A 26,399-nucleotide genomic window follows, 5' to 3' on the forward strand; every position below is an offset into this window, starting at 1 on the left:
CTTCTGGCCTCCAGTGAGGTGTTCGCGGGGGCGGTGGATGCGTGTGATGTGGCGTTGAGGCCGTTCACGGGGTGGTCGGTGCGTGAGGTGCTGGCTGGTGAGGAGGGGGAGCACCCGCCGTTCGACCGGGTCGATGTGGTTCAGCCGGCTCTGTTCGCGATGGGTGTGGCCCTGTCCGCGCTGTGGCGTTCGCTGGGTGTGGAGCCGGCGGCGGTGGTGGGTCATTCGCAGGGTGAGGTGGTGGCCGCGGTGGTGAGTGGTGCTCTCGCTCTGGAGCAGGGCGCGCAGATCGTTGCCCAGCGCTCGAAGGCCGTCCTGGCCTGCGCCGGACAGGGCGGGATGGCGCTGATCGAACGCCCCGTCGCGGTGGTGGAGGACTTCCTCGCCCCCTATGGCGATGCCCTGTCGGTCGCGGCGGTCAATACTGCCGGGTCGACGATCATCTCCGGCGGGGCGGACGCGATCGCACAGATTGTCTCCGAGCTTCAGGAGCGGGATGTCTATGCCCGCAGGATCAATGTGGACTACGCGTCCCACAACGCCCAGATGGATCCGCTTCTCCCGGACCTCGCCTCGAAGTTCGAGGATCTGGTGCCGCAGCGAGCACAGATCGCGTTCTACTCCACGGTGACGGGTGAGGTGTCCGACGGGACCGGTCTGGACGGTGGCTACTGGTGCCGCAATCTGCGCGAGCCCGTCCGCTTCGACCGCGCCCTGGACCGGCTCCTGGACGACGGCCACACCGTCTTCGTCGAGATCTCCGCCCACCCGGTCCTGTCGATGCCGCTCACCGACGGCAGCGCCGAGCGCGGCGGCATCGTCGTCGGCTCCCTCGCCCGCGACCACGGCACCACCAACCAACTCCTTCGCAACCTCGGCCTGTTGCACGTCCAGGGCCACCAGCTCGACTGGGACCGGGCCCTCGGTCTCGGGGCGGACACCGGCTCTCTGCTGAACCTGCCCACCTACGCCTTCCAGCGCGAGCACTACTGGCTCCCGGTCCCGAAATCCACCGGCGACGCCGGATCGCTCGGCCTCGAAGCCTCACCACACCCCTGGCTGGGCGCGGTGACCGAACTCGCCGACGGTGAAGGCCACTTGTTCACCGGCCGGCTCTCGCTCGCCGACCAGCCGTGGCTGAAGGACCACGCCGTCTTCGGGACCGTCCTGGTCCCCGGCACCGGTCTCCTCGAACTCGCGCTCACCGCAGCACATCACATCGGTGCCGCCGGAGTCGGCGAGCTGACGCTGTCCCGGCCGCTGGTGCTCGCCGCCGACGAGGAGCTCCGCCTTCAGGTGCGGGTCGGCTCCGCCTTCGACGGGAACAGCCGGCCGGTGGAGATCTACAGCCGGCCGGGTGGTTCGTCCCACTCGGCTCCCTGGACCAAGCACGCCACGGGTTCGCTGACCGACACGTCGCCCGGCGCGGCGCAGGAGACGGCGGTGGCCGAGCTGCGCGAGTGGCCGGTGGCCGGTGCGGAGCGGGTGAGCCTCGACGGCTTCTACGAGGGGCTGTTCGAACAGGGCCTGCAGTACGGAACGACGTTCCAGGGCCTCGCCGAGCTTTGGCGCAAGGGCGGCACGGCGTACGGTCTCGTCCGGCTCCCGGACGAGGCGAGTTCCGGCACCGACGGTTTCGCGATCCATCCGGCGCTTCTCGACGCGGCCCTTCACGCCTTCGCGGCAACGGGCCTCGGAGCCGACGGGGAGGACACCGACGGGGTCCTGCTGCCGTTCATGTGGTCCGGGGTGGAACTCTCGGCCGTCGGCGGCAGGGAACTGCGGGTCCGTATCGAGCTCACCGGCGATTCGACTGCGACGATCCTGGCCTCCGACGCCGCGGGAGAACCCGTGGCGAGCGCAGTCGGCCTTGAGCTCAAGCGCGCCGGCGCCGCACAGCTCGGGAACACCGGCACCCACGACACCGAGCACCTCTACCGTGTCGAGTTCCAGCCGCAGACGCTCTCCGAGGAACCCCGGTCGTTCTCGGAGGAGTCCGACGGCCTGCTGGTGATCGGACCGGGCGGGATCGTCGCGAAGACGCTGGGGATCGATGCCGTCGCGCCCGTCGGTGCCCTTCCCGAGTTCGGCGAGGGCCGTCCCCGTACGGTGATCGTCGACCTGACCGCGCCGGACGCGTCCGGTGACGGCGGGGACGCCGTGGACCTGCGAGCCCAGGCCGTGGTCACCGGGGTGCTGGAGTGGCTGCAGACCTTCCTGGACGATCCGCGTTCCGAGGGCACCGACGTCGTCTGGGTGACCCGGGAGGCGGTCCCGGCCGGCCCGGTCGACATGATCGGGTCCCTGGCGCACGCGCCGCTGTGGGGGCTGGTCCGAGTGGCTCGGGCCGAGCATCCCGAGCGGGGACTCCGGCTGGTCGACATCGGTGCCGACCTGCCGGACGGGGAACTGCTGCGCCGGGTCCTCGCCACGGACACCGAGCCCGAACTGGCGGTCCGGGGGGAAGGCGTACTGGCCCCCCGTCTGGTGCGGGCGCGGAAGACCGGCTCGCCGGACACGCTCGTCCCGGAAACGGGGGAGCAGCCCTGGCACCTGGACATCCAGGAGAAGGGCAGGCTGGACACGTTCTTCTTCCGGCCCGTCGACCACAGCGAACCGCTGGCCGACGGTGAGGTCCGGGTGGGCGTCCGGGCCGCCGGGATGAACTTCCGTGACGTGCTCAACGCACTCGACATGGTGCATGCCCCGAAGCTGGGCCTGGAATGTGCGGGTGTCGTCCTGGAGACCGGGCCCGGGGTCGGCCACCTGCGCGTGGGCGACCGGGTGATGGGCCTGGCGGTGGGCACCTTCGGGTCCGAGGTGCGCGTGGACGCCCGCTGGATGGTCCGCATCCCGGACTCGCTCACGTTCGTCGAGGCGGCGACCGTCCCGCTGGCCTACCTCACCGCGCACTACGCCTTCACGGATCTCGGGACGCTGAACCCGGGGGACAAGGTTCTCGTCCACGCGGCGGCCGGAGGTGTGGGGCAGGCCGCCATGCAGCTCGCCCGCCACGCCGGTTGCGAGGTCTACGGTACGGCGAGCACCGGCAAGTGGGACACGCTGCGACAGCTCGGCCTGACCGACGACCGCATCGCGTCCTCGCGGAACACCGAGTTCGAGGACAAATGGCTGGCGGCCACGGACGGTGCGGGTGTCGACGTGGTGCTCAACGCCCTCACCGGGGAGTTCGTCGACGCGTCGCTGCGGCTGCTGCCCAGGGGCGGCCAGTTCCTCGAGATGGGCAAGACGGATGTGCGGGACGCCGATGAGGTCGCCGCGGAGCACCCCGGAGTCCGCTACCGCGCGTTCGACCTGGTCGAGAGCGGTGCTGATCGCATTCAGGAAATGCTGTGCGAACTGGTCGCCCTCCTGGGGCAGGGGGCCGTCACACCGCTCCAGTACGCGGCGTTCGACGTGCGGGAGGCCCCCAGCGCCTTCCGGATCATGGCTCAGGGCCGTACGACGGGCAAGCTGGTCCTCACGGTTCCGCAGGCCCTGGACGGTGCGGGCACGGTCCTGCTGACCGGAGGCACCGGCGAACTCGGCAGGCTGGTCGCCCGGCGCCTGGTCGTGGAGCACGGTGCACGGCACCTGGTCCTGACCTCCCGCCGCGGTCCCGACGCGCCGGGCACCGAGGAGATCGTGGCGGAACTGACCGAGGCGGGCGCCGAAAGCGTCCGTGTGCTCGCCTGCGACGTGTCGAAGCGTGCGGAGGTCGCGCACGTCCTGGCCGAGATCGGTACGGAGCACCCGCTGACCGGGGTCTTCCACCTGGCGGCCGTGCTCGACGACGGCGTCGTACGCAACCAGAGCGCGGAGCGCTTCACGCGGGTGCTCGCCCCCAAGGTCTCGGGCGCGCTGCATCTGCACGAGCTCACGGCCGGGCTGGACCTGGCCGCGTTCGTGCTCTTCTCCTCGGCGGCCGGCACGTTCGGAGCGCCGGGACAGAGCAACTACGCGGCGGCCAATGTGTTCCTCGACACGCTCGCGGCGCACCGGCGCAAGCTCGGGCTCTGCGCGGTGAGCCTGGCCTGGGGGCTCTGGGAGCAGGCGGGTATCGGCATGACCGCCCGCCTGGGCGAGGCGGAGCTCGCCCGGCTGCGCAGACGGGGCTCGCAGGCCCTGTCCGCGGAGGAGGGAATGCGGCTGCTGGACGTCGCGCTGGGGCGCCCGGAGACCCGGCTGATACCGATCAAGCTCGATGTGGCCGGCTTGCAGCACGGCCCCGGCGACGAAGCCGCCCCGCTCTTCGCGGCGTTGGTACGGCCGCGACTGCGGCGGGCCCAGGAGGCCGTCGCACGGACCGAGTCGTTCCACGAACGGCTGGTCGGGCTGTCCGCGGAGGACCAGGTCGCCGCACTGCTGCGTGCGGTCCGCCAGGAGGTGTCCGGCGTACTCGGTCTGCAGGGCGCGGACGCGGTCCCCGCGGACAAGTCGCTGCGGGACTTCGGCTGGGACTCCCTGATGGCGGTGGAACTGCGCAACCGTCTCTCCGCGTACGCCGAGGTGGCCCTGCCGAGCACGCTGGCGTTCGACTACCCGACCTCGCGGGCCATCGCCGAGTTCCTGTACGTACGCCTGGACCTCGGCACGGCGTCCGGGGAGTCCGGGCCGCCGCAGGATCCGGCGAAGGCGGCCGAATGGGCGCTCGGGCGGGTGACCCCCGAGCAGCTTCTGCAGAGCGGACTGCTGGCGCAACTGCTGGAGCTCGCACAGCCGCAGGCCGATTCCTCCGGCGGGGCGCGCACGGCCGCGGAAGCGCTGCAGGTCGCGAGCGAACTGTCGGACGACGACATGGACCGGGCACTCGATGCCGTCCTCGGAAAAGCGACGTGAGGAAAGCCTGTGATGAATAAGAACACTTCTGAACCGCGATCGTCGCAGACTTCGGGAACCCCGGACCGGCCGCAGGACCTCTCCGGCCCGGTCGGGGAGTCCGGCGACCGCGCACCGTCGCCGCACCGGTGGATCGCCCTGGTCGTGGTCACCCTGGCCTCGTTCCTCGACAACCTGGACGCGAACGCCGTCACCGTCGTCCTCCCCACCATCCAGCGGGACCTGGGCGCCGGTTTCACCGCGGCCCAGTGGACGCTGGCCGGCTACGCACTGGCCTACGCCCTGTTCCTGATCACGGGTGGCCGGCTGGGCGACATCTACGGGCGCAAACGGCTGTTCATGTCCGGGGTGGCCGGCTTCACCGTGGCCTCCATCGTGTGCGGCACCGCGGTGCTGCCCGAAGTGCTGGTGGCGGGACGGTTCGCGCAGGGGTTCATGGCGGCCCTGATGGTTCCGCAGGCGGTCTCCGTCATCGTCACGATGTTCCACCGGGACGAGTGGGCACGGGCGTTCGCCGTGCTGGGGGCCGCTCTGAGCCTGGGCAGTGTCGGGGGGCCGCTCCTCGGCGGGATGCTGACCGAACTCGACCTCCTGGGCCTCGGCTGGCGTGCGATCTTCCTGCTGAACGTGCCGCTCGGGCTGATCGCCCTGGTGCTGTCCGCCCGCAGCATGCCCGAGTCCCGTTCGGACGAGGCGCTGCGGCTCGACATCGTCGGTGTGGTGCTGCTGACGACCGCCTCCCTGGGAATCCTCTGTCCCCTCATCCAGGGGCGTGAACAGGGCTGGCCCGGCTGGATGTTCGTGTTCATGGGCGTCGCGGCCGTGGTGCTCGCCCTGTTCGTCGCGCAGCAGCGCCGTCGACACCGGCGCGACGGCTCCGCGCTGATCCCGCCGACACTCTTCAGGCACCGCTCCACCGTGGTGGGCCTGACGGTGACATTGCTGGTCTTCAGTGGTGTCGCGTCGTTCTTCCTCGTCCTCACCTACCACCTGCAGACCGGTCTCGGCTGGTCCATCGTGAAGACCGCCCTGGTCACCGCGGCATGGCCGGTCGGCATCACCGCCACTTTCCAGATCGCCTGGAAGTTCGGCACAGGCCGGGGCCGGTTGTGCGTACGCTTCGGATCCCTCCTGATGGCCTGCGGCGCGCTGTGGACCCTGCTCGCGGTCTGGTCGGCCGGGAGCGGAGAGCTGTCCTGGCTGCAACTGGCCGGCGCCGAGCTGGTCATGGGCTGCGGCATGGGTCTGACCACGCCCGTGCTGACCGCCGTGGTCCTCGGCGATGTGCCTCCGCAGGACGCGGGCGCCGGCTCGGGGGTGCTCAACGCCGCCATCCAGTTCAGCACGGCCGCGGGTGTGGCGATCCTCGGCGCCCTCTACTTCGGGGGAGTGGAAGGCGGGGTGGGGGCGAGCGCCGGCGCCGGACACTTCAGCTCCGTGACGTCCTCGGTGCTCTGGTGCAACGTGGGCGTTTTCGTACTGACCACCGTGCTCAGTTCCTTCCTTCCGGGCAGCGGCGCCGCGGAGAACAGCGACGCCGCGGCCGAATCCGGCGAACACAACGGAACGGCCGAACGCCTCGCACCGGACCCGGTATAGGAAGAATCCAATTCTCTCTGACCGAAAGTAAATCTGGCCCGCTCTTAATTCCTGTGTCAGGCTGACAGGGCTGTCCATTGCGTCCAGGAGGTTCGCATGACCGACACGCCGCGCATTGATGTCGAAGAGAACGATGCCCGACAGAAATTCCGCGAGGCGCTCGAGCGCAAGAGCAATACGAACAGGGCCAAGCAGGCCCACGAGGAGGGGCGCCTGAAGGTCAAGAACATGAGCGGAACAGCCGGAAAGAAGCGGTACTTCCGCCGTAAGACCGGGTGACGCCGGACAGGGAAAAGGCTGCTGCCGCCCCGGGAGGGCGACGGCAGCCTTTCTTTTTCTTCCGCCCACTCGAATGCTGCTCAATTTCTCCTGGAATTCTGCTCGAATCACACTTGAGTCGTTCTCGGACGTGAACCGAATGATGGCCGGATCTCGATTCCGGGCGGCTCGGTGACCGATCGAGGAATGACGGACGATGCATCGAGCATCGCTCCAGCACCGTGCGAGGCGCCCCCGCCAGGATCGTGCGTACGGGCGCGACACCTGGCGCGCACCCTGCGACGACGGAGCTGACCCCCGCTGCCATGACCACCACCGCCGAGATCACCGGAACCACGGCCACCGGTCGCAGCCGGTGGGAGGCCGACGCAGACCTACGGGCGTCCCGGCTCGAAGCGCTGCTCGGCGACCCCTACGACCCCGCGAACCCGCACGGGCTGCGCGCCCTGTTCGCCGCCGACGCCCGAAGCACCCCGCCCGGCGACACCGAGGACCTCCTCGCCGACACGGGCCTGGGCGCCGAGTTCGTACCCGTCGAGTACGGCGGCCGGCTCACCCGGGCCGACCTGCTCGCCCGTGTCCTGCGCCCCGTCTTCCGCCGCGACGTCGCCCTCGGTTTCGGCTACGGCATCACCTCGCTGTTCGCCACCGGCGCCGTCTGGGCGGCCGGCACCCCCGAACAGCGGCGCAGCACCGCCGACCTGCTGCTCGGCGGCGGCCGGGCCACGATCCTCCACCACGAACTCGCCCACTCCAACGCGATCCTGCGGCACGAGTTCACCGCCGACACCACCCCCGACGGCTACCGGCTGGACGGCCGCAAAGACGTGATCATCAACGCCGCGCGCGCCGACGCCCAGGTCGTCTACGCCCGCACCGACCCGGCCCGCGGACCGCGCAGCCACTCGGTGCTGCTCCTGCACCACGCCCGGCAGGGGAACCCGTCAGTGCGGCACCTGCCGCGCGTCACCACCCCCGGCATGCGCGGAGCGCTCTTCTCCGGACTGGAGTTCACCGACTACACCGTCCCCGACGACGCACGCGTCGGCAGCACAGGAGAGGGCGTCGCCCTCGCCCTGCGCACCTTCCAGGTCAACCGCAGCCTCATCTGCGGCGTCGTCACCGCGGCCGCGGACACCGTCCTGCACTCCGCGGTACGGGCCGCGACCACCGGACGCAGCGGCCCCGTCGCACGCCGCTGGCACAAGCCGCTGACCGGAGTCTTCGCCGACCTGCTGGCCTGCGACAGCATGGCCACCGCCGCCCTGCGCGCGCTGAGCCTGCTGCCCGATCGGGCCCATGTCCTCGCCGCCGCCGTCAAGTACGTGGTGCCCGACCTGCTGCGCGAGAATCTGGAGGAGCTCGCCACCGTCCTGGGCGCGCGCGGCTACGAGCACGACAGCCCGGAGTACGGCGCGCTCGGCAAGCTCGTACGGGACCTGCCCGTCGCCGGACTCGGCCACGCCGGAACCGCCTCCTGCCAGGCCGTGATCGTCCCCCAACTGCGCGGCCTCGCCGAACGCTCCTGGTTCACGGAAGAGGAACCACCGCCCGAACTCTTCTGCCAGGGAGCCGAACTCCCGCTGCTGGAATACCGGTTGCTGGGCATCGCGGGCGGCGGCGACTTCATGGCCGCCTCCCTCGTCGGCTCCGCCGCCCGCCTCGCCTCGTCCCGCGGCCTCGGCGGCCAGATCACCGCGCTCGCCGAACTGGCCGAGGGCTTCGTCACCGAACTGCGCGCACTGCGCGAGGAGTGCCGCCGGCTGCCCGCGTACGGCACCACGACGCCCGCCGACCCCGCCGTGTGCGCACTCAGCGACCGCTACAGCCTGATCGTCGCGGCCGCCGCGGTACTCGGCGTGTGGGAGGGCCAGGACGGCCGGGACCCGTTCCTCGCCGACTCGTCCTGGGCGGTGCTCGCCCTGTCCCGGCTCGGCGAACGGCTCGGCATCCCCGTACCCGAACTGCCCGACGGCTGCCAGGCACAGGTACTGGACGAACTGGTCCGCCGCTACCGGACAGGCCGCAGCTGCGACCTGGGCGGCATCACCCTCACCCAGTGAAACGGCAGCGCCCACGGCCCAGGAACAAGGCGGGCAACGACCCAGGGAAGGAACGACCGTTGACGCAGGCAGAGCCGACGACCGCGGCACCGGGCGACACGGCACGCATCACCGAGCCGATCCACGTCAGCGGCCCCGACGGACCGTGGGACCCGGTGCGCGAGGGCATGGACCTGCGCGGCAACGCCGTGGTGCACACCACCTGGGGGGAATGGCTCCCCGGAGCCGTCGCCGACCCCTCGCTGCGCCCGCTGCTCGGCCGGGACTGGCAGCGCTACCGCCGCACCAACGACCCCACCGTCCGCTACCGCTTCGTCGCCTCCCGGCTGGCCACCAAGTTCACGGCCGCGGCCGCGCTGGGCACCCGGCCCGCCGAACTCGACCTCGCGTACAAGATCGGCGGACGGCCCTATCTGCGGGGGCTCGACCAGATCGACGTGAGCCTCACCCATACCGACGACCTGATCGCCGTCGGAATCAGCCGCAACGGCAGGATCGGGGTCGACGCCGAACCCGCCGACCGGCACATGTCGTTCGAACTCCTCCAGAGCCACGTCTGCACACCCGCCGAACGCGCCGGTCTCGCGGCACTGCCCGAGGCCGAACAGACGGCGGAACTGCTGCGGCTGTGGACGCTGAAGGAGGCCTACACCAAGGCACTCGGCCAGGGACTGCGGCTCGGCTTCACCGAATTCGGCTTCGGCACGGCCGGCCTGCTCACCCCCGACGGGACACCGGCCGCCCGCGACGAATGGGCGTTCACCACCCACCGGGTGCTGGGCCGCTACCTGGTCAGCGTGGCCTGCCACGACTCCGGACTGGACACCTCGCGCGACACGGCGGTCCGCACCATGCTCGACGAAGGGTTCATGGAAGCCGTCGCGGCACTCCTCGCCCCCGGCTGACACCCCGGACACGTTCGCGGATCCGTCCAGAGCGGCTGGAGAAATCCGGCCCCGCTCTCCCGCACGGCTAGCGTGCCGGATGACGGTTGCCGACAGGAGAACGAGGAGGCTGTCCGTGGGAGAACGGGACCTCTCTGCGCTCACGCACCGCCGCGCCACCCTGCACGTACTGCCCGGCGGCGCGCCGCCCACCACGCCCCGCGCGGCCGGAGCGACCACGCCGGTACGGGTGTACGTACAGGGCAGCGACATCCTGGCCCGCGGCGGCATCAGAGCACTGCTCGACGGCCGGCCCGCCATCCACGTCGTGGGCGACGGGGCGCCGGGGGCCGGCCTCACCGACCTGCGGCCGGACGTCGTCCTCGCCCACGGCGGCCCCGGCCCCGGAACGCTCCCGCCGGACTGCCGGCTGCTCACCATCGGCGGCCCCGAACCGGCCGCCGGACCCGAACCGGCGCACAGCCGGCTGCCCGGGACGGTGACCGCCACCCAGCTCGCCTCCGCCATCGTCCTGACCGCCGCCGGATACACCATCGCACCGCAGGCCACCGAGCCCGCGACGCCCGACCGCCACACCGCCCCGGCCATCTCCGACGTCGGCCCCGAACAGCTCACCGACCGCGAGCGGCAGGTACTCGGGCTGCTCGCCCGCGGCCTGACCAACACGGAGATCGCCGGCTCACTGACGCTCTCCGAACACACGGTCAAGACACATGTGCAGAACCTGCTCGGCAAACTACGGCTGCGCAACCGCGTCCAAGCCGTCATCTACGCGTTCGAGGCAGGACTGCGCGGACCGCTGAGCCCGCTCCGATGACCACCCCACCGACAGCCGAACTCCCGGCCCACCACCGTGCCGACGCCGTATCAGGCCCGCACGGGCGGGCCTCGCACACTCGTTCCGTACTCGCAGAGAGGGGAGGGAGGGGGTACGCGCCCCGAACACACCATGACCGCCAGCCATTTCTCACGCATGCCGCCGGACGAGCCGATGACCGTCGTCGTCGACCCCGGAGAACCCCCCTATGACGCCCCGCCGTTCCTGGAGCTCCGGGGCCCCCTGGACACCCGGCGCCTCGAAGCGGCGCTGGACCGGATCGCCGCCCGCCGGCCGGACGGCCCGGCCTGGCAGCACCGGCTCCGGCCCCACGGACCAGGCCTGCACACCCTGAGACTCACCACGGGCACCCCCGGGGAGTTCCCGGCCGGCCTGCTGGCCGACCTCCTCACGGACCCGCCCCCGGCCGGCCGCTTTGTACGCGCCGTCGCGCCGAGCCCGCTCCAGCACGAACTGCTCACCGACGCCGACGCCCACCCGGGCACCGGCCACCATGTCGAACAGCTCACCTGGGTCTGGCACGGGCCGCTCGACCCCGAACGCTTCACCGCCGCCTGGCAGTCCCTCATCGACCGGGAGAGCGTGCTGCGCTCCGCCTTCACCGACGGCCCCGAGCCGCGGATCGTGGTGCACGACCGGGTCAGGGCAGAAGTGGTAAGGCTGTCGCACAGCGCCGAGGACTGGGCAGCCGTGGTCGAGTACGACCGGCGCCGCGGACTCGACCCGCGCCGCCCCGGACCGCTGCGCGTGACCGTACTGGGCGGCGGCCCCGCCGCCTCGGTCACCGCACCCCCCACCCGGGTGCTGCTCACCTACCACCACGCACTGCTCGACGACTGGAGCGCGCGCCTGCTGCTGCGGGAGTTCTACCGCGCCTACCTGGCCGACGGCACCCTGCCGGGCGGCGAACGCCGCCCCGACATGGGCGACTACGCGCAGTGGCTCGCACGTCAGGACATCGGGCCCGCACGCGCATTCTGGACGGACGCCACACCACCGCCCGACGTCACGCACTCGCCCCTGCCCGTGGCCACCGCCCCTGCTCCGGCCTCCGCTGCCGTCCCCGGCGGGACCGGGACCGGGCGCACCCGGCTGCGGCTGACCGCCGCGCAGACGGCGCGGCTCGGCGCCTGGGCGGCCGGCTGGGGCAGCACCGAGAGCGGCGCGCTGCAAGCTGCCTGGGCGCTGCTGCTGTACCGGGCCGCCGGAACCGCCGACGCGGAGCCGGTCCGCTTCAGCGTGACCGTGTCCGGACGCGGGATCCTGTTCGAGGGAGCGGAGCGCCTGCCCGGTGCCCTGCGCAACCCCCTGCCGATGTCCGTCGTCGTCGACCCGCGAGCGAGCGTGCCGGAGCTGCTCGCCCTGCTGCGCGACCGGGCCCTGGACATGGCGGCGTACGAATGGGTCTCGGCGGGCCAGATCCGTACCTGGACCGAGGACCGGACCGACGCGCCCGGCGCTGCAGGCAGCCTGGTCGCCTTCGAGGGCCGGCCGGCCGGTCCGGACGGCCTCACCCGGGAACTCGCCGCCCAGGGAATCCGCGTGGACCACCCGGAGACACTCGGTGCCCGAACGGCCTTCCCGCTCACGCTCGTCGCCCGCCACGACGGCGACGGCCGCCTCGTCGTGACCGTCTCCTACGACCGCACCCGGCTCGCAGGCATCGACACCGTCCTGACGCACGCCGCCTTTCTGCTGGCCGAACTTCCCCGCGTGGCGGGCGAGTCCACCACCATCGCCGAAGTGCTGGAGCTGCTGGCCGACGCGGACACCGGCGCCGACGCCGACACCGATACGGACACGGAGGCCGAGGCGGCCCCGCCCACACCCGTGGACGCCCCGGCCGCCGCCCATGACACCCCCGCGCTCATCACCCTGCGACCGGCCCGGAACCCCGGCGCGGGCACCGTCTGCCTCGTACCGTCGCACGGCACCCCCCGCTTCTGCTACGACCTGCTCGCCCGCTCGTACCGGGGCCCCGAAGCCCTCGTACTGCTGGGCTCCCCGCCCGACGACGACCGGGCCGGGTACGACGCGCTCCGGCCGCTCATCGACGCGGGCGGGCACCTCGTGCTCGGCGGATTCTCCGGCTGCGGAGTTGCCGCGTACGGAATCACCCGGCTCATCGCGGCGAGCGGCGGCCGGCCGCCGCTCATCGTGCTCACCGCCGCCGCGACGCCCGCCGACGACCTCGCCCGGCTGCTCGAATCCGCCGCCGAACGCGCCGGATGACGAACACGCCGACGCTCGACCGTTCCACGGACCTCACACCTCTGGAGAGTCATGTCCCGCCGCCTGTTCACATCGGAATCAGTGACCGAGGGCCACCCCGACAAGATCGCCGACCAGATCAGCGACGCGATCCTCGACGCCCTGCTGAGCCAGGACCCGGCCTCCCGGGTCGCCGTCGAGACCCTGATCACCACCGGCCAGGTGCACATCGCCGGCGAGGTGACGACCAAGGCCTACGCCGACATCCCCGGCCTCGTCCGTGCGACGGTCCTGGGCATCGGCTACGACTCGTCGGCCAAAGGATTCGACGGCGCCACCTGCGGAGTCTCGGTGTCCATCGGCGCGCAGTCGCCGGACATCGCGCAGGGCGTCGACACCGCGTACGAGAAGCGCGTCGAGGGCGCCGCCGCGGGCGAGGAGGGGGACGAGCTCGACAAGCAGGGAGCCGGCGACCAGGGCCTGATGTTCGGCTACGCCACGAACGAGACCCCGTCCCTGATGCCGCTGCCGATCGACCTGGCCCACCAGCTCTCGCGCCGGCTCACCGAGGTCCGCAGGAACGGTACCGTCCCCTACCTCCGTCCCGACGGAAAGACACAGGTCACCATCGAGTACGCGGGCAGCCGCCCGGTCCGTCTCGACACCGTCGTCGTCTCCTCGCAGCACGCCTGCGACATCGACATCGACAACCTGCTGACCCCGGACATCCGCCACCACGTCGTCGAGCACGTCCTGGCCGAACTCGCCGAGAGCGGGCTCAAGCTGGAGTCCGACGGCTACCGGCTGCTGGTCAACCCGACCGGCCGTTTCGAGATCGGCGGCCCGATGGGCGACGCCGGCCTGACCGGCCGCAAGATCATCATCGACACCTACGGCGGCATGGCCCGCCACGGCGGCGGCGCCTTCTCGGGCAAGGACCCGTCCAAGGTCGACCGCTCCGCCGCGTACGCCATGCGCTGGGTCGCCAAGAACGTCGTCGCGGCCGGTCTCGCGGACCGCTGCGAGGTCCAGGTCGCGTACGCCATCGGCAAGGCCGAGCCGGTCGGCCTGTTCGTCGAGACCTTCGGCACCGGTGCCGTCGCCCAGAAACGCATCGAGCGGGCGATCAGCGAGGTCTTCGATCTGCGCCCGGCCGCCATCATCCGTGACCTCGACCTGCTGCGCCCGATCTACTCCGGGACCGCCGCCTACGGCCACTTCGGACGTGAACTGCCCGACTTCACCTGGGAACGGACCGACCGCGCCCGGCAATTGAAGGCCGCGGCCGGTCTCTGACCGGTCGGCTGCTTCGTCCTTCGCACCTTCGAGGAGAGCCCGATGTGCGCGTCAGCGGCGGGACGTGCCGGTTCGGCCACTGCTCGGGCCCTGCGCCTGGCTCTGTCGGTTCCGGATCGACCGCGAAAGCTGCGTGGTCGACCTTCTCGGTGACAGTGCGCGTATGGGTGCTGCCGATGGGGCCGGGGCAGTCGATTCCGGTCGTGGGGCGGGCAGTTCGGCCGGCGTCGCAGGTCTTGCTTTCGGATGGGAATGACGGAAGGAGAGATGTCTGGCCAAGGGCTGTCCCGTTGATGAGGGTGAGAGGCCCGGGGGGCAGTGGGTTGACCGGTTCGCGCTTCTTGATCGCTGCCGAGCCTGCTGGCTAGGTTGGCCTGCATGACCGACCTCAGACCCCTCGCCTGGCCACCTGCCCCGATAAAGACCGAGCGGCTCGTACTCCGCGAGTCCGAGGCCCGGGACCGTGTGGGGGTCATCGAGCTGAGTGCTTCGCCAGAGGTGGGTACCTACCTCGGTGGCCCTCGACCGCGCGACGAGCTCGAGCGCACCGTGCCCGAGGTACCCGGACGGCGCCCCGGCTTCTTCGTGATCGATCTCGACGGGGCGATGATCGGCACGATCTCGCTCGATCCGCACGCAGAGCGTCCGGGGCACATCCGTCCGGACGTCGGGAGGACCGAGCTCGGTTACCTGTTCCTGCCGCAGGCGTGGGGATTCGGGTACGCTGCCGAGGCGTGCGCAGCGGCACTCGCCTGGTTCGCCGACGCGTTGCCCGGCGAGCCGGTGGTGCTCCGCACCCAGACCGCGAACGAGCGCTCGATGCGCCTCGCGGCAAGGCTGGGGTTCACCGAGGTGGAACGGTACGAGGACTACGGCGCCGAGCAGTGGTTCGGCGTGTGGACTTCGGTCACGCCACCCGCTTGAGCTCGTTCCCGGCAGCACGACGGATCCACGAGGCCGCCGATCTGCCGTCGTCCCCGGCGCGGACAACCGCTGCGTGATCCGGGCGTTTTGAGAACGAGTGACGTGCGCGGGCCCCGCGACCGTGCGGCAGCGGATCAAGGGGTGCCTGCGCGTACGGCGGTGGTCGCCAGAGTGGTGTAGTGCATCGTGAAGCGGCCCCCCAGAGCGTCGACAGCGTGGCCGACCGCACCCAGTATCTCGGCCAGCTGATCGGGACGAAGCCGGGTGAGGCCGCCGGTGGTGGGGAGCAGGGCCAGCCATTGGTCGCGCGTGTAGGACTGCTCCCAGTCGAATCGCCACTGTTCCGGGTCGTTGAACTGCTCGGTCTCGCGGATCTTGTCGGCGATCCTCGCGTACCCCGCTTGGTACATGTCCAGCGGACGTCGCGCCGGCTGATCGCTGAACGGGGAGTCGGGCGCCACCCGACGGTGAGCGGCCGCGAACGGTTCGGCCACCTCGGCAGGCGGCTCGAATACGTGCCCGAAGATCGCCAGGCGCCCGTTCGGACGCAGCACCTGAGCCGCCTTCACGGCGCCGGCGGCCGGGTCCACCCAGTGCCACGACTGGGCGGCGATCAACGCGTCGAACACCCGGCCGGCCGGCTCCCAGGCCTCGAAGGTCGCCACCTCGGCCCGCAGGCCGCGGGCCTGCGCGAAGTCGGCCATCCGCGCATCCGGCTCGACACCGAGCACGACGCAACCGGCGGCCTGGAATTGACGGGCCGCGATGCCCGTGCCGCAGCCGACGTCGAGCACGTCGGGCCCCGGGCTCCCGGCGACGACACGCGCCACCAGGCCATCGGGGTAGCCCGGCCGGGCCTGGTCGTAGCGTTGCGCATCCGTGCCGAAAGACTCGGCCATCTGTCGAGCCCGATGCAGTTGCACCGGCACTGGTTGCTCTCCCGATAGAGTGGGCATGCGTTCACTTTAGTGGGCAAGTGCCCACATGCCAACGGGTGCCAGGAGCCTGGCGCACGAGAGGATCTGCAGGTGCCGACCGGTGTACACCTTCGCGACGCGCGGCAGCAGTTGTTCGACGCCGCCGAACGCGTGCTGCTGAGGGATGGCCCGAACGGGCTGACCAGTCGGGCCGTCACCGACGAGGCGGCCTGCGCCAAAGGCGTCCTGCACCGGCACTTCACCGACTTCGACGCTTTCCTCGCCGAGCTCGTGCTCGACCGGGCCGCACAGCTCGAGACGCAAGCGCAGGCGCTGCGCGAGACCGTCGGCACCGGCACCGTGGTCGACAACCTCACCGGCGCGCTGATCACCCTGTTCGGACCGGTTCCCGTGGCGATCGTCCCGCTCATCACCTTCCGGGACGAGTTGCGCGCGCGGCTGCGGCAAGCCGGGCCCGGAGGTGGCATCGCGATCCTCACCCAGGTCGCGGCCGCGGTCTCCGCCTACCTGGCCGACGAGCGCGCGTTGGGCCGCGTCTCGGCCGACGCCGACATCGACTCGCTCACCCTCTCCCTGGTCGGGGGCGGGCATCTCCTGTTCGCGGACCGCGACCCCGGCCCGCCGACCACGGCAGCCGTCAACAAGCTGGTGACCGCGGTGCTCGCCGGCGTCGTGCAACGGCGGCCCCGCTGAACCCGACTTGAGGCCCGCAACGGTCCGCGTCGAAAAGAGGTTTCGGCGTCGGCTGTCGCCGGGCGTGAGCAGGCCGGTGAGGCCGGCGATCGCCTCGGGAGAGGGCTTGGGGCGGCGGCGGACCCGGGCAGGACACCCCGTTCCCGCACCTCGCGGTGCTCCCTCTCCCTCAACACCGCCGAGGCGGCCCCCTCCATCAACTCGCCCTCCATGTGCGGATGTCCACTCCTGGCGCGCTCCTCTGACGCCACGTTGAAACATGTTCGGACGGGTTAAATGTTTGAGTTAAACGCAAGGGTAAATTCTGCTAGTGTCCAGGCTGGAGGTGGAGGCACATGGCATCCGAGGAAGAGCTGTTCGCTTCGGTCGACGCCCTGTTGGAGGAGGAGCCGCAGCTCCCGCCCCCGGCGGAGCGCGCCCGACTCCGCGAGGCCGCCGGCATCACCCAGGCCCGCCTCGCGGTCGCGCTGAAGACGTCGACGCAGTCGGTCAAGAATTACGAGAACGGCCGCTCCGAGCCGAAATCACCGCGCCTGGAGGCGTACCAGCGGCTACTGAACGGCTGGGCAGTGAAGTACCCCGCCCACGGCACCTTTGCCGCTGCGCCCGTCCCGGCCGCCGCGCCGCAGCCCGCCCCGAAGGCGTTCACCGGCCCGGCCGCGCCCGAGGCGCCCGAGGCGGAGACCGCCGCGCCGGCGGAGGCACCCGCCGCCCCGGTCACGCCCAAGAGCCCCGCCCGCCCGGCGACGTCGTCTCGCCGTCCGGCCGCGAAGAAGGCAGCCAAGCCCGCGACCGATCCACGCTTCCCGCACGGCCCGCTCGCGGTGCTGGACGGCGACGGCTCCGCGTACGGCGTCGACGGCATCGTGCTGGACTGCCCGGCGACCACCGTGCCTCAGCTCGTGGAGTGGACCCTCAAGGAGTCCGGTCTCGGTACGCCGAAGCTGCACCGCAACGGCAAGGACTCCGACCCGCTGATCGTGCTCACCGCGTCCGCGGCCGTGAGGCTCGGGCTGCCGGAACGCCTGGAGGGCCACGAGCAGCGCCGCTCCCTGCGCCTGCCCGAGGACCACCCCGTGGTCAAGCAGGTCACCAAGGCGAAGTGGCAGCTCACGCGGCGCGGGTTCGGCCCGTGGGCGAGGATCTACCGCAAGGCCACCGGAAACCAGCGCCAGTGCGTGCAGCTCGCCGTCCTCTCGTGGGACGCCCTCGACGAGCGGTCGTGGCCGGGGGTGTCGCAGATGGAGCCGGCCGACGTCGCCCGCGTCCTCGGGATCTACGCCCAGCGGGTCATCACCCCGCGCGGCAGCACGGCCGTGTCCGGACTGGAGCTGATGACGGCACTGCGCCCGCCGACCCGGGCCGTGCAGGACAAGGAGACCGGCAACTGGGTCTCGGGCCACAACCCCGGCTCGCTGGGCACGGACCCGATGGCCCCGGCGCCGCCGGAGGCCCGCCCCGAGCACCCCGTGGTCGTCAACTCCGGCTGGACCGGAGGCTTCCTGAACGAGGAGGCGTACCAGTGGGTGCGCGACGTCTCGCTGCTGTCCGATGAGGAATGCCTGCTGCCGTGGGCGGTGGGGCTCGACTTGAACACCGCGTTCCTCGCGGCCGCGGCGAGGCTGACGGTGGGGCTCTCCGCCCCCGACCACTTTTACGCCCCGACGTTCAACCCGAAGATCCCCGGCTCCTGGCTGGTGGACCTCTCCCACGTTGAACTGGACCCGCGCCTGCCCTCGCCGTTCGCGCCGACAGGCGAGCGCCCGACGGGACCTGCCTGGTACCAGACGCACACCGTCGCCTACGCCCAGGAGCTCGGCTACAACGTCGCCCCGATCGAGGCGTACCTGCGCCGGGAGACCGGGGCGTACCTGGATCCGTGGCACGACCGGCTCAAGAACGCGTATGCCGACACGCTCGCCGACCTGGGCGTCACGAAGGACCTCACCGACACCGAGTTCCTCGCTGCGATGGAGCAGCACAAGCAGGCCGACCCGGCCCTGGCGGCCGTGCTCGCCGCCATCAAGGGCACCGTCAAGGGCGGCATCGGCAAGCTCCGCGAGGGCCCGCAGGGCAAGCAGTACCGCGACGGCGAGACGTGGCCGGCCCTTCAACGGCCGACCTGGCGCCCGGACATCCGGGCCGCCGTCATCAGCAAGGCCCGGGTCAACATGCACCGCAAGCTCAGCAACATGGCCAAGATGACGGGCCTGTACCCGCTGGCCGTGCTGTCCGACTGCGTCGTCTACCCCTCACCCGGGGCCTCGCCGATGGACTTTCTGCCGTACGCCGCCTCCGGCAAGCCGCAACCGGGCGGCTTCCGCCTCGGCCCCACCCCGGGCCTGGCGAAGCTGGAGGGCGTCCAGTCGATGCTGTGGGCGGTCGGCCTGATGGAGAAGGGCCTCAACCCCGCTCGCCACATCAAGGGCGGCGACGCCGTCCTCGAAGAGGGCGAGTAGGCCCTACCCCGGCGCGCCCGCACCGGAGACATCACCGAAGGAGCCGTACCCGATGAACACCACCGACGCGACGGCCCTCCCGGAGTGGCCCGCTCCCTCCGCCTCGCCCGTCCACGACCCGGCCTTGTTCGCGCGGGTGATGCGGGGCATGCGTCCGACCTGGCGTGCCCGCGGCGTCCTGGCCGAACTCGCCACCGGCTACAACCCCGGGCAGGAGGCCACGATCAGCGAGCTGGTCTCCCTCACCCGTGACGAGCGCCTGGCCGCCGAGGGCCGCGAAGCCTTCCGCAAGGCGGTCGGCGAGCCGCGCAGTCTTGGCTGCCTCACGCCCGACGCCACCACGGCCTCCGGCGTGGGCGAGCGCCTGGTCGTGGACCTCGCCCCGGCCGTCGACGCCCACCTGATCCGCCAACGCCACGGCGCGCTTACGGACGGGAGCTGACCGGTGGGGGAGATCGAGGACGCGATCGAGCGTGCCGACCAGGAGGCGTTCACCCGGGAGCCGCCCAAGACCCTCCAGGGCCGCATCAACTTCCTGATGAGACAGCTGAGGACGACGCGCGCCGTGGCTGCCGAGCTGGGCGTGACCCAGCGGTCGGTGGAGCGCTACCGCAAGGGCGAGCGCAAGCACCCGCCCAAGAACATCGCCGCGAAGATCGACAGCGCCGTCCGGTCCCGCTGGCAGCCCCAGGTCCGCAAGCGCCGACGGAAGCAGGCCGCCGCCACCGGGATCACCGTGGAGACGCGGGCCCGCTTCGGCTACACCGCGCCGATCGGCACCACCGACGACGGCCGCTTCCGCCGCCTCACTGTCCGCCTCCCCGCGACGTACGCGCAGCGCCTGTTCGACGCCCGCGACGCCGGGGCCAGCGACCAGCAGATGCGCGAAATCATCGCCGAAGGATTCAAGGACGTGTACTTCCAGGACGGCGGCGGCCGCGCCATGGGAATCTCAGACGTCGCCATCAACGACATCGACTACCTGGATCTCGACTACTGAATCCGGGGCCCTTCCCGGGAGGCCCCCACAGCGACCCCATCCTGGTATCGACGCGTACGGGAGGCAGTGCCCATGGAGACCTCCGCGCCGACTACGGACCCGGTCGGCCCGGCCACCAGGCCCCGTAGCCGGCGTCTTTGACCTCGGCTCGCTGGAGCACGAGCAGCAACACCAGCAGCGCGGCGTCGCTCCCGCCCCCGCCACGGGCTGACGTGAGAGAGGACGGGATCGGTGTGAAACTGGGCACGGAAGGGGTGATCCCTGTGTCGGACCCACCGCACGCGTCCTTCGGTCCCGACACCGTCGTCGACGAGAATCTGCTGGAAGAGCTGATCGTCGAGGCGCAGACTGCCCTGCCGGTCGAACTGCCCGCCTTGGCGAACCGGTGTGCCTGTGCCCTGGGCCTGGACACCGCGTTGATCTACCTCGTCGACCTGCAGCAACAGCTGCTCATCCCGCTCGACGAGGCTTTGGAGCCGCTGCCGGTGGACCGCTCGTCGGCCGGCTGGGCATACCGCACGGTCTCCTCACGGGTGGCCGAGGCCGACGACGGCTTGATCCTCTGGATGCCTCTGGTCGATGGTGCGGAGCGGCTGGGCGTGCTGGCGGTGCGGACCGCCTCGCTCGACAAGGTGCGGATGCGCCGCAGCCGGATGCTGGCCCATCTGTTCGCCATGCTGATCACCTCCAAGCGCGCCTACAGCGACTGGCTCGCCGCCCGCACCCGCACTGCGACCATGCGGTTGCCCGCCGAGATGCTGCGGGCCTTTCTGCCGCCCTGCACCATCGGCAGCAGCAGGTGCGTATCGACCGCGGTCCTGGAACCGGCGTACGACATCGCCGGCGACGCCTTCGACCACTCGGTGGTCAAGAACGTCCTGCACACCGTGATCCTCGATGCCATGGGTCACGATCTGACCGCCGGCCTGACCACTTCGGTCGCCATGGCGGCGGCACGCAACGCCCGCCGGAGCGGTGTCGACCTGGCCGATGTCGTCGGCTCCGTCGACCAGGCGCTCGCCCAGTGGCTGCCCGACCACTTCTGCACCGGCGTGCTGTGCCGGCTCGACGCCGAGACCGGAGTGCTGCGCTGGGTCAATTGCGGTCACCCCCCACCGCTGCTGATCCGTGGTGAGCGGGTGCTCGCCCAGGCGCTGGACAGCCCCCCACAGCCGCCGATCGGCCTGGCCGGCCCACTCGCCCCGGCAGCCCGGCAAGTCCACGAGGCGACCCTGGAACCGGGCGATTGCGTCCTGCTCTACACCGACGGCGTCGTGGAGGCTCGCGACGCGGACGGTGCGGAGTTCGGCCTCGACCGGTTCACCGACTTCATCATCGGCTCCTCCTCCGCCGGACAGCGCCCGGCCGAGGTGCTGCGGCTGCTCATCCACGCCATCCTCGATTACCAGTGCAACCAACTGCGGGACGACGTGACCATCCTGCTCTTCGAATGGCGTCCGCAGCATCGGTGACGCGGCATTGCGCCAGAGCCTCGCCGGGCCCGGGGCCACGGTGTGCGCCGCTCGGACCGCCCGGGCTCCCGGGCCCGGCCTCACGCCGTCGCCGTGCCCGCCGCCCCGCACGCGGCGCGGGACCGGATCAGAATGATCAAGCGTCAAATGTATGGCCGGGCAGGCTCTTCCTGTTGCGGAATCGAGTCCTTCTTGCCTGACCGCGGCTCTGTCGCTCGACGAGCGGGTCCGTTCAACTGATCGCCAGCAGTACGGGATCCAGGCCCAGCTTGCTCCGGCATGAGTCGACGGCCCGGGTGACCCGGCCGGTCACCGCGCCGTGATCTGCCGCGACCGCGTGGAGCTCACGTGCCCTCTCCTGGGCTTCGACCATCCAGGGCGTCAGCGCGTCCTCCCGCAGGACTCGCTCGAAGAGGTCGCGGGCCGTGTCCGTGTCCCCGACCCGCCGGGGCGCTTGGCGAGCTGGCCGGACCGGGGCGCGGTGGCCGGGGACCGCTTCTGTCTACGGGTGGGAGGTCCGCGGGGCCACGACGGGACGGGGCGCGCGGTCGAGGTCGGCGAGCAGGCGTTCGGCGTCGGTCATCAGCGATCCGTACACGTGCCAGGCGCCCGGCTCGGTCAGTGTGCCCTGCTCGATCTCGCCGGTCATCATCGTGTGCCACGCGGCGGCGTCGTCGATGGCCCGGCGCAGTCGCTCGCGGGCGCCGTCCTCGGCCGGGCCCTCGGCCGGGCCGGGGGTGGCGAAGCACGTCACCGCCCCGCCCGCCGCCTCCAGGGTCGCCGCGTAGCGGTCGAGGAACATCTGCCCCAGGGCGTGGTCGTCGACGGCATCGGCCAGCGTCCGGGCGATGCCGCGGACCTGGAAGGTGATCCGATGCAAAGCGCGCAGGGCCTCGCCGTTGGCCGACTGCTCGCGTCGCCCGCGTACGACGACGCACCGCGTGTTCCAGCGCAGGCTCTCCTGGCTCTCACGGACGTCCTCGTGCGCCCGCACCGCCAGGTCCTCCAGGCGTCTGCCCTTTTCCAGCCAGGTGTGCGCGCGGCCGGCATGTTGCCGTTCCCTCAGCCCGCGGCCCATGTCGACGAGCAGTTCCCCCATGGCCACGGCCAGACCGCGTACCGCGGAGTCGGAGGCGCTCAGGTGCACGGGCGGCAGGATGAGGGCGTTCACCGCGATCCCCACCGCGGCTCCGGTCAGCGTCGCCAGGGTCAGCGCGACCACATGGCCCACGGGAACGGCCGTCGCCGCGGCCAGGGCCAGCACCGCCGTCGAGGCGATCTGCAGACGGCCGTCCGAACCCCGCCGCCCGGCGACGACCAGCGCGATCGCCGGGATGGCGGCGGCGCTCCCCGCGGCAGGACCCAGCAGCCACACGACGGCCACGGCCACCGCCAGCCCGGCCGCCCGGGCGGCCACGCTGCGCAGCGCCTGCGTCACCGACCGGTAGACAGTGGGGGCGCTGACCATGGCCAGCGCGGTGGCCACGGCGAGATACCGCTGCTCTCCCGGCAACCACCACGAAGCGGCCTGCCAGGCCAGGAGGGTCGCGATCAGGACCTTGGCGGTCCGTACCACTGCCGGCCTTACCGCCGCGGACCGTATCGCCGCAGGCCGTACCGACCGGACGACTCGCGGCGGCCACCAGGCCCGGCCCGCGTTCCGCCACCACACGGCGACGGCCTGACCTCGTGCGAGGACGTGTGCTGTCATGCTTTCGGCTCCTGCTTCATCCTTCATCCGCGACGGCGCCGCGCCGCTCATCCGATCGGCAGCCGCCGACGCCCCCTGCGTGGAGCGCTCGGCGGCCCTGCGGCCCGGAACGGTGATGCCCTCGCCGCGGTGACCGGCCCGCTGTCGTACGACAGCGGCCCGGCGGTACCGACCGGTCCCGGTGCGGGGAGTCCGGTGCGGTCTCGGGCGGCCGGAGGAGTCTCACCCGGGCCGCGGCCCCGCGCCAGGTCATGTACCGGCCCGTCTCCGAGAAGCGTGCTGCCGCACACCCCGTCGGTGTACCGGCATCTGCCCTCCCGCCTCGCCCAGGCCCGCCGCAAGGCAGCTTCCCCGAGGTCGTCGCGGCGGGTACGTTCAGGACGCCCCGTTCAGGAACCGGTCGAGGTGGCTTTCCAGGTCCAGTGCCTCGGCCTCCTGGGCTGCGGGCACCAGCTGGTAGGTGCGGAACACCCAGTGTTCGAGGGCCGGGAGCGGAGCGATGAGGTGGGCGGAGCCGCCCGGAGGAGTCAGGAGAAGGTGCAGGAGTGCGCTCGGGCCGGTCCCGGTGGGCCGTATCCGCACGTCGCCCTCTCCGCTGGGTGCCAGCATCCCCCGGGCGAGCAGCTCGCGTGAGATCACCCAGGGCACGGGGCCTCGGGCGGGGTCATGGAAGAGGAACTCCACCACGAGCGGGTCCTGCGACCTGTAGAGCAGGTGGGCCGGTATCGGGAGCCGTGTGCCCAGGGGTGACACGAGCTCCATGTCGAGCGTGTGGTCCAGGCAAGTGGTCATGGTTCTGTGTTGGTTCGGGGGCTGGGGGCGGCGCCTGGTGGCGGTGGTTGCGGGGCCTTCGCGCGGGGCGCGGGGGCGGCATGCGGTGTCATGGTCGTTGCTGTCCCTTGAGCGGCCATGACACCGCATGCCGCCCCCGCTGCCCTGGGGTGCCCGCTCGCATGTGGTGCAGGGGGTGATTCGGGCCGCGTCGCCTGCCCGTCGGTGTGCGGCGGCCCAGGCGGTGGCGGTCCTGGGGCCCGCGATGCTCAGCGGTGCGAACGGTCGTGGTGCTCCAGGCTGCCCCAGTAGATGTGTCCGTGGTTCTCGGCCCAGCGGATCTGGTCGAGGACCCACTGGCGACGGTCTTCGTCGATCCGCGCCTGGTAGCCGTGGCGGTCGTCGTGCCGGATCCGGTGGCTGCCCCCATCGTGACCCTGCTCCCAGTGGCCGCGGCCGTCGCTGCTCCGGCTGCCGAGCGCGCTGTGCCGGTCCCCGTTGTGGTGGTCGGTGATTCGGACGGTGGATACGGCGCCCGACTGGCTGCTGCTCGGGTGCGTCGCCGCCGAGGCGGTGCCGCTGGTGGCGAGAAGTCCGGCTGCGGCGATGGTGGTCGAGGCGATCGCGACGACAGTCCGACGAACAATCCTGCTTATCATGATTCCCTCTCTTTCCTCGCCCGATGATGTGAATGGGCGAGTTGATGCTTGTTTGCCTTGCTGACACTGAAGACACTAACCCCAGATGGTTGAACGATGAACTATTCGTTGGGTGAGGTCCACCACGCGACGAAGAGCCGTTGTGCCGGAATATCCCTGCGAAACCCGATGTTGCGGGCCGGTTCCCCGGCGGCGGTCGAGACCCTCTCCTCACGCGCCACCGGACTTGATCCGCTTTGACGGACAACTGGGACCAGGGGGCTGAGCCCCGGAAGGGCGGCCGGAGAATCACGGCCGAGACCGTCGGTCCGCGCAACGCGGTGACCGGTCCATCGGCCAAGCATCCCGGTCCTGCGTGGCCGCGCTGCGCGCCCGCGGCGCGGCCGGTACGGAGTCCGCCGAGGTCACTCGCTTCCGCAGCATCGAGAAGCGGGCCGAGCGGGAGACGCGTGGGGTGGAATCACCGGCGTCTCGGGCGAAGCAATCGTCAACCAGAGTCCAGCGGACGGGAGTTGATCCCGGGGCCTATGTCCTTCGCGAGGGCCACCGCGAGCGCCCGGAAGATCCGCACCTCCGGGTTGTCGTCACCGGCCCGCACCGCGAGATAGCTGCTCTCCCACCGCGCATCGAGGACGGGTACGAAGACGGCGCCCGGCCACGCGTAGTACCGCGCGAAGGAGCGCAGGCCGGAGCCCGCGGACCGCCCGGTGACGACGCCGGTCAGCACCTCCTGCGGGGTGACGGCGAACTCGGAGCTGCGACGCTGGGCGCGGTCGTCGAAGTACAGATACTCGGTGAACGAGTGCGGGGTGTGCCCCGGGACACTGAACAGCGGCAGCTCGGCGAGGTCCGCGACGCCGACCCCGGACGTCCGGGCGTCGGCCAGTGGCGACCGCTCGTGCACGACGACGATCCGCTGCTCGGTGGTGAGGACATCCGCGACGAGCCGCTCGTCGTCGGGGCTCGGTCGCACGAAAGCCACGTCCACCCGGTCCTCCACCAGTGCGGTCACATGCTCGGTGAAGTCCAGCTGCCGGATCTCCACCCGCACCTCGGGCCGGGCTCGCCGGGTCGGCTTCGGCAACCAGGGTGTCCTCGCCGACAACGACCCCATCGAGCAGGAGAAGGCGATGAAGTTCAACGCCCTGCTCACGAACGCGGTGATCTTCCACAACGCCCTGGACATTGCGGAGATCGTCCGCCAGCTCCTTGAAGAGGGATGGGAGATCAGCCCAGAGGACCTGGCCCACATCTCGCCGTACCTGACTGAGCACATCAAACGGTTCGGCGAGTACTCCACCCATGAACTCGGCATCCAGCCCGAGGCGTACGAGACGAAACTCGACGTCGACTTCACCCAGCTTCGCGACCAGGACCTGCGCGCCGAGGGCTTCGGTACAGCGGCCTGATCAGCTGAAGTCGGACGGCAGCTGGTCGGGGATGTCGGTCATGGCATCGGTGATGAACTTCGCCGGCAGCACCAGTGGGGGCTGTCCCCCTTCCAGGTCGCGGATGCGCTGCCGCAGCTTGTCCATCTCGGGCTGCAGCACCTGCATTGCGGCGTGGGCCAAGTCGAGGCAGATGGCGCCGTCGAGGACGACGGGGACGCCTTCGTGGTGGCAGATGGGGGCAAGCTGATCACGGTCGACTAGGGTCTGTTTCTTGGATCATGTTCGGAGCCAGATCGCGAGGGCCGCGAGGGTGACGGTGCCGAGGTAGATGTAGGCGCGTTTCTCGTAGCG

General features: G+C 71.3%; 22 protein-coding genes. 15 read left to right on the forward strand and 7 right to left on the reverse strand.

What is annotated here, in order from left to right:
* Positions 1 to 3: 3 nt before the first annotated feature.
* The 9 genes from ACIQCZ_RS40855 (at position 4) to ACIQCZ_RS40895 (ending at position 14,954) form a co-directional block, all read left to right on the forward strand.
* Complete coding sequence (locus ACIQCZ_RS40855; RefSeq protein ID WP_402291126.1) at positions 4 to 4,839, forward strand: SDR family NAD(P)-dependent oxidoreductase; 4,836 nt, start codon at positions 4 to 6, stop codon at positions 4,837 to 4,839.
* A gap of 12 nt (positions 4,840 to 4,851) precedes the next feature.
* On the forward strand, positions 4,852 to 6,438 hold the full coding sequence (locus tag ACIQCZ_RS40860; RefSeq protein ID WP_402291091.1) for an MFS transporter: 1,587 nt from the start codon (positions 4,852 to 4,854) through the stop codon (positions 6,436 to 6,438).
* 96 nt (positions 6,439 to 6,534) lie between these two features.
* Positions 6,535 to 6,717 carry a DUF5302 domain-containing protein gene (locus ACIQCZ_RS40865; protein ID WP_402291093.1) on the forward strand — a complete coding sequence of 61 codons (183 nt, stop codon included), beginning with the start codon at positions 6,535 to 6,537 and terminating at the stop codon, positions 6,715 to 6,717.
* Between the two features lie 305 nt (positions 6,718 to 7,022).
* Positions 7,023 to 8,780 carry an acyl-CoA dehydrogenase family protein gene (locus ACIQCZ_RS40870; RefSeq protein WP_402291095.1) on the forward strand — a complete coding sequence of 586 codons (1,758 nt, stop codon included), beginning with the start codon at positions 7,023 to 7,025 and terminating at the stop codon, positions 8,778 to 8,780.
* A 59-nt stretch (positions 8,781 to 8,839) separates the two neighbouring features.
* Complete coding sequence (locus ACIQCZ_RS40875; protein WP_402291097.1) at positions 8,840 to 9,685, forward strand: 4'-phosphopantetheinyl transferase family protein; 846 nt, start codon at positions 8,840 to 8,842, stop codon at positions 9,683 to 9,685.
* A gap of 115 nt (positions 9,686 to 9,800) precedes the next feature.
* Positions 9,801 to 10,502, forward strand: coding sequence for a response regulator transcription factor (locus ACIQCZ_RS40880; RefSeq protein WP_402291099.1), 702 nt, complete (start codon positions 9,801 to 9,803; stop codon positions 10,500 to 10,502).
* A gap of 132 nt (positions 10,503 to 10,634) precedes the next feature.
* Positions 10,635 to 12,755, forward strand: a complete 2,121-nt coding sequence (locus tag ACIQCZ_RS40885) for a condensation domain-containing protein (RefSeq protein ID WP_402291101.1) — start codon at positions 10,635 to 10,637, stop codon at positions 12,753 to 12,755.
* A 51-nt stretch (positions 12,756 to 12,806) separates the two neighbouring features.
* Positions 12,807 to 14,030, forward strand: coding sequence for a methionine adenosyltransferase (gene metK / locus ACIQCZ_RS40890; protein ID WP_402291103.1), 1,224 nt, complete (start codon positions 12,807 to 12,809; stop codon positions 14,028 to 14,030).
* Positions 14,031 to 14,408: 378 nt separating this feature from the next.
* A complete protein-coding gene (locus ACIQCZ_RS40895; RefSeq protein ID WP_402291105.1) occupies positions 14,409 to 14,954 on the forward strand; it encodes a GNAT family N-acetyltransferase in 546 nt (181 codons plus the stop codon).
* Between the two features lie 134 nt (positions 14,955 to 15,088).
* On the opposite strand, the gene ACIQCZ_RS40900 is transcribed toward ACIQCZ_RS40895, so the two are convergent.
* The gene (locus ACIQCZ_RS40900; protein WP_402291107.1) at positions 15,089 to 15,910 is read right to left on the reverse strand and encodes a class I SAM-dependent methyltransferase; all 822 of its coding nucleotides are present in this window, start codon (positions 15,908 to 15,910) and stop codon (positions 15,089 to 15,091) included.
* A 72-nt stretch (positions 15,911 to 15,982) separates the two neighbouring features.
* Here ACIQCZ_RS40900 and ACIQCZ_RS40905 point away from each other — a divergent pair, with 72 nt between their 5' ends.
* The 5 genes from ACIQCZ_RS40905 to ACIQCZ_RS40925 all read left to right on the forward strand — a co-directional run bounded on the left by ACIQCZ_RS40905 (position 15,983) and on the right by ACIQCZ_RS40925 (position 21,516).
* Entirely contained in the window at positions 15,983 to 16,585 is a 603-nt protein-coding gene (locus tag ACIQCZ_RS40905; protein WP_402291109.1) for a TetR/AcrR family transcriptional regulator, read from the forward strand.
* A gap of 335 nt (positions 16,586 to 16,920) precedes the next feature.
* Entirely contained in the window at positions 16,921 to 19,044 is a 2,124-nt protein-coding gene (gene tap, locus ACIQCZ_RS40910; protein WP_402291110.1) for a telomere-associated protein Tap, read from the forward strand.
* 52 nt (positions 19,045 to 19,096) lie between these two features.
* Positions 19,097 to 19,486 (forward strand): hypothetical protein, encoded by a 390-nt coding sequence (locus ACIQCZ_RS40915; protein ID WP_402291112.1) that lies wholly within the window; start codon positions 19,097 to 19,099, stop codon positions 19,484 to 19,486.
* A 3-nt stretch (positions 19,487 to 19,489) separates the two neighbouring features.
* Positions 19,490 to 20,044, forward strand: a complete 555-nt coding sequence (gene tpg, locus ACIQCZ_RS40920) for a telomere-protecting terminal protein Tpg (protein ID WP_402291114.1) — start codon at positions 19,490 to 19,492, stop codon at positions 20,042 to 20,044.
* 254 nt (positions 20,045 to 20,298) lie between these two features.
* On the forward strand, positions 20,299 to 21,516 hold the full coding sequence (locus ACIQCZ_RS40925) for a PP2C family protein-serine/threonine phosphatase (protein WP_402291128.1): 1,218 nt from the start codon (positions 20,299 to 20,301) through the stop codon (positions 21,514 to 21,516).
* A gap of 232 nt (positions 21,517 to 21,748) precedes the next feature.
* On the opposite strand, the gene ACIQCZ_RS40930 is transcribed toward ACIQCZ_RS40925, so the two are convergent.
* From ACIQCZ_RS40930 to ACIQCZ_RS40950, 5 genes are all read right to left on the reverse strand, one after another.
* Complete coding sequence (locus ACIQCZ_RS40930) at positions 21,749 to 21,889, reverse strand: hypothetical protein (RefSeq protein ID WP_402291115.1); 141 nt, start codon at positions 21,887 to 21,889, stop codon at positions 21,749 to 21,751.
* 129 nt (positions 21,890 to 22,018) lie between these two features.
* Positions 22,019 to 23,227: a hypothetical protein gene (locus tag ACIQCZ_RS40935; protein WP_402291117.1), complete on the reverse strand. Its 1,209-nt coding sequence runs from the start codon at positions 23,225 to 23,227 to the stop codon at positions 22,019 to 22,021.
* A 375-nt stretch (positions 23,228 to 23,602) separates the two neighbouring features.
* Entirely contained in the window at positions 23,603 to 24,019 is a 417-nt protein-coding gene (locus ACIQCZ_RS40940; protein ID WP_402291118.1) for an SsgA family sporulation/cell division regulator, read from the reverse strand.
* A 248-nt stretch (positions 24,020 to 24,267) separates the two neighbouring features.
* Complete coding sequence (locus ACIQCZ_RS40945) at positions 24,268 to 24,657, reverse strand: hypothetical protein (RefSeq protein WP_402291120.1); 390 nt, start codon at positions 24,655 to 24,657, stop codon at positions 24,268 to 24,270.
* A gap of 487 nt (positions 24,658 to 25,144) precedes the next feature.
* Entirely contained in the window at positions 25,145 to 25,702 is a 558-nt protein-coding gene (locus ACIQCZ_RS40950; protein WP_402291121.1) for a LysR substrate-binding domain-containing protein, read from the reverse strand.
* Between ACIQCZ_RS40950 and ACIQCZ_RS40955 the strand changes: the two genes are divergently transcribed.
* Entirely contained in the window at positions 25,677 to 26,066 is a 390-nt protein-coding gene (locus ACIQCZ_RS40955) for a Tn3 family transposase (protein WP_402291123.1), read from the forward strand. The genes ACIQCZ_RS40950 and ACIQCZ_RS40955 overlap by 26 nt on opposite strands.
* On the opposite strand, the gene ACIQCZ_RS40960 is transcribed toward ACIQCZ_RS40955, so the two are convergent.
* A complete protein-coding gene (locus ACIQCZ_RS40960; RefSeq protein ID WP_385550270.1) occupies positions 26,067 to 26,213 on the reverse strand; it encodes a hypothetical protein in 147 nt (48 codons plus the stop codon).
* Positions 26,214 to 26,399 lie beyond the last annotated feature (186 nt).

Origin of the sequence: Streptomyces sp. NPDC093149 (genome assembly GCF_044754145.1) — a bacterium.
Lineage (GTDB): Bacteria > Actinomycetota > Actinomycetes > Streptomycetales > Streptomycetaceae > Streptomyces.

What these genes read in the sequence shown, in the direction of transcription:
- ACIQCZ_RS40860 (WP_402291091.1), top strand. Translation starts at nt 4,852, where the DNA reads ATGAATAAGAACACTTCTGAACCGCGATCGTCGCAGACTTCGGGAACC.
- ACIQCZ_RS40865 (WP_402291093.1), top strand. Translation starts at nt 6,535, where the DNA reads ATGACCGACACGCCGCGCATTGATGTCGAAGAGAACGATGCCCGACAG.
- ACIQCZ_RS40870 (WP_402291095.1), top strand. Translation starts at nt 7,023, where the DNA reads ATGACCACCACCGCCGAGATCACCGGAACCACGGCCACCGGTCGCAGC.
- ACIQCZ_RS40885 (WP_402291101.1), top strand. Translation starts at nt 10,635, where the DNA reads ATGACCGCCAGCCATTTCTCACGCATGCCGCCGGACGAGCCGATGACC.
- metK (WP_402291103.1), top strand. Translation starts at nt 12,807, where the DNA reads ATGTCCCGCCGCCTGTTCACATCGGAATCAGTGACCGAGGGCCACCCC.
- ACIQCZ_RS40895 (WP_402291105.1), top strand. Translation starts at nt 14,409, where the DNA reads ATGACCGACCTCAGACCCCTCGCCTGGCCACCTGCCCCGATAAAGACC.
- ACIQCZ_RS40900 (WP_402291107.1), bottom strand. Translation starts at nt 15,910, where the DNA reads ATGCCCACTCTATCGGGAGAGCAACCAGTGCCGGTGCAACTGCATCGG.
- tap (WP_402291110.1), top strand. Translation starts at nt 16,921, where the DNA reads ATGGCATCCGAGGAAGAGCTGTTCGCTTCGGTCGACGCCCTGTTGGAG.
- ACIQCZ_RS40915 (WP_402291112.1), top strand. Translation starts at nt 19,097, where the DNA reads ATGAACACCACCGACGCGACGGCCCTCCCGGAGTGGCCCGCTCCCTCC.
- ACIQCZ_RS40930 (WP_402291115.1), bottom strand. Translation starts at nt 21,889, where the DNA reads ATGGTCGAAGCCCAGGAGAGGGCACGTGAGCTCCACGCGGTCGCGGCA.
- ACIQCZ_RS40935 (WP_402291117.1), bottom strand. Translation starts at nt 23,227, where the DNA reads ATGACAGCACACGTCCTCGCACGAGGTCAGGCCGTCGCCGTGTGGTGG.
- ACIQCZ_RS40940 (WP_402291118.1), bottom strand. Translation starts at nt 24,019, where the DNA reads ATGACCACTTGCCTGGACCACACGCTCGACATGGAGCTCGTGTCACCC.
- ACIQCZ_RS40945 (WP_402291120.1), bottom strand. Translation starts at nt 24,657, where the DNA reads ATGATAAGCAGGATTGTTCGTCGGACTGTCGTCGCGATCGCCTCGACC.
- ACIQCZ_RS40960 (WP_385550270.1), bottom strand. Translation starts at nt 26,213, where the DNA reads ATGCAGGTGCTGCAGCCCGAGATGGACAAGCTGCGGCAGCGCATCCGC.